General features: G+C 74.0%; 1 protein-coding gene. It reads left to right on the forward strand.

Features of this window, described 5'->3' with window-relative positions; all coding sequences use genetic code 11:
• Window positions 1–35: 35 nt before the first annotated feature.
• Window positions 36–2,464: tetratricopeptide repeat protein (locus G6045_RS40275; protein ID WP_165337207.1), on the forward strand; the 2,429-nt coding region annotated here is incomplete at its 3' end.

Here is a 2,464-nt window from a genome sequence, read left to right on the forward strand (position 1 = left end):
GGCCGCAGGAGCCGAGGACCGATCCGAGAGACGAACTGGCCGCACGGCTACGGGGGTTGCAGGAGGTATCCGGTCACGGAGTGCGGGCGCTGGCGCGCGAGGTCGGGCTCAGCTCGTCATCGCTCTCGCGGTACCTCGGCGGCCAGACCGTGCCGCCGTGGCCCTCGGTGCTCGCGCTGTGCAAGTTCGTACGCCGTGATCCGCGCCCGCTGCGCCCGCTGTGGGAACGGGCCTCGAGCCCGCTGCCCGCACCGCCGCGCAGCAGCCGGCAGGTGTCTCCCCCGGCGCCGCCCCCGGACGCCCCGCGTCCACCGCGCAACGATCTGCCGCGTGACGTGCCCGACTTCACCGGGCGTGACGGCCAACTCGCCGCCGTGCTCGACGCGGTGGACAGCAGCCGGGTCGTCGCCGTCGACGGCATGGCGGGGGTCGGCAAGACCTGTCTCGCCGTCCATGCGGCGCACCGCCTCGCGCACACGTACCCGGACGCCCAGCTCTACCTCGACCTGCACGGGTTCACCGACGGACGTGAACCCCTGGGCGCCGACCCCGCGTTGCGGGCGCTGCTCGCCGCGCTCGACGTGCCGTCGGAGCGCATCCCGCAGCAGGGCGGCATCGAACCGCTCGCCGCGGTGTGGCGCGCCGAACTGGCCCACCGGCGGGCCGTGATCGTCCTCGACAACGCCGCCGACGCCGAGCAGGTGCGGCCGCTGCTGCCGGGCGCCGGATCATCGGTGGCCCTGATCACCAGCCGCAATCGCCTGCTGGGCCTCGACGAGGTGCCGCCGGTCTCCCTCGACGTCCTCACGCCCGAGGAGAGCGCCGAGCTCCTGACCCGGGCCAGCGGGGACGGGGGCGGGCCGGAGAGCCGGCTCGGGCGCGATCCGGAGGCGACGGCCGAAGTGCTGCGTCTGTGCGGTCAGTTGCCGCTCGCGCTGCGGCTCGCCGCGGCCCGGCTGCGGCACCGGCCCGGCTGGACGGTGGGCATCCTGGTGGAGCGGATGGCCGAGGGCGCGAGCGAGTTCGACACCGCTTTCGCCATGTCCGTACGGCAGTTGGACCGCGCCACGGGCCGGTTGTTCCGGCTGCTTGGGCTGCTGCCCGGGGAGACCTTCGACCCGTACGCGGCCGGGGCGCTCGCCGATGTCGCGCCGCGTGCGGCACGGGAGATGCTCGAGGATCTCCTTGACGCCCATCTCGTACAGGAAAGGGCGCCCGGGCGCTATCGGCTGCACGACCTCGTCCATCAGCACGCGCGGCGGGCCTGCGCGGAACACGACGCCGACGCGGTGCGCGAGAAGGCCCTGGGCCGGGTCCTCGATTACTACGTGCACACGGCCGCGGCGGCGGATGCGGCGATGCCGTTCCACGCCGGAACGCGGGCGCCCTCGGCCGGTGCGCCGCCGGCCGCGCTGCCGCAGTTCGCCGACAAGCGGGCGGCGCTGTTCTGGTACGTCACGGAGTACACCAATCTGATGGCCGCGTTCGAGGCGGCGGTGGCGGCGGGCGCCGACCGGCATGTGTGCGAACTGCCGCGCTTCATGCGGACCTATTTCGCGCGGCGCTGCGGCACGACCCATCTCAACTTCCTGTTCGAGCGCTCGCTGGACGCCGCCCGCCGCCTGGGCGACCCCTGGCAGCTGGCCGAGGCGCACAGCGATCTCGGGTTCGCGCGGTACAACGCGGGCCGGATGGCGGAGGCGGACGCCGCGTACGCGTCGGCGCTGCCGCTCGTGGCCGAGACCGGTGACACCCGCTCCCAGGCCGAACTCGCCATGCGGCGCGGCTACTTGAGCTGGGACGAGGGTCAGGTCGAGCGGCCACTCGAGCTCTTCCGTCTTTCGGGCAGCCTGTACGAGGAGGCCGGCTGCCCGTCGGGTGCGGCCCACGCCAAGGCGTACGAGGCGTGGGCGCTGCTGCAGCTGGGACACGGTGACGAGGCGGCCCGCCTGGCGCGGGAGGCCCTGGCCGTCCCGCACACCGATCCGGCCTGGCCACCGGCGCTGACGGCCCGCATCACGCTAGGTGTCGCGCTGGCGAGCGAGGCGCCGGACGAGGCGGTGGGGCATCTGCGCCGGGCCCTTGAGCTGTCCCGCGAGGACGGGCACCGGCACAACGAGGCGTGGTGCCTCAACTGCCTGGGCGTCGCCCTGCGCCGGATGGGCCGGTACGAGGAGGCCCTGGCCTCCCACCGCGAGGCGTTCGCGCTGCTCGACGCCCTCTTCGAGGACCACTGGAAGATCCACTTCCTGGACGACTACGCGGAGACCTGCCGCTTGGCGGGGCTGACGGATCAGGCTCTCCAACTCCACAGGGAGGCACTGGAGTTGGCGCCACGGGTGGGCAACCGACACGCGGAGGCGCTGGCCCATGAGGGGCTGGCGGCGGCTCTTGAAGCCACGGACCCGGCGGCGGCCGAGCGGCACAGGGAGGCCGGGCGGGGGATTCGGGGGGAGTTGCAGGG

This window comes from Streptomyces mesophilus (genome assembly GCF_011044995.1).
Taxonomy (GTDB): Bacteria; Actinomycetota; Actinomycetes; order Streptomycetales; family Streptomycetaceae; genus Streptomyces; species Streptomyces mesophilus.